The organism is uncultured Tenacibaculum sp. (genome assembly GCF_947502995.1).
Classification (GTDB): domain Bacteria; phylum Bacteroidota; class Bacteroidia; order Flavobacteriales; family Flavobacteriaceae; genus Polaribacter.
Map to the genome: position 1 here is coordinate 1 of NZ_CANNBW010000078.1, position 280 is coordinate 280.

General features: G+C 43.9%; 1 pseudogene. It reads right to left on the minus strand.

Going from position 1 to position 280, the window contains the following annotated elements:
• A pseudogene (locus Q1A46_RS20815) lies at nt 1-280 on the minus strand (hypothetical protein); the annotation flags it as partial.

A 280-nucleotide genomic window follows, 5' to 3' on the forward strand; every position in this document is an offset into this window, starting at 1 on the left:
TCTGCAGCAGTTACTGTACCATCGGCATCAACTCCTGAACCTAAAGTAAGGGTTCCACTTCCATAACTTCCATTATCGTCTGCATCTGCTGTAGCATCTGCGAAAGCTTCATCTGCATCATTACAGCCATCTCCATCACTATCGGTATCTAAAAAGTCTGGACTGTTTGGATCAGTTCCACTATCACTATCAGTTGGGGTAGTAACTCCTGTACCTGCTGTACTTGGAATACCATTATTGTTTGTTGCATCTCCATCAGTATCATCGGCTGTTCCATCTC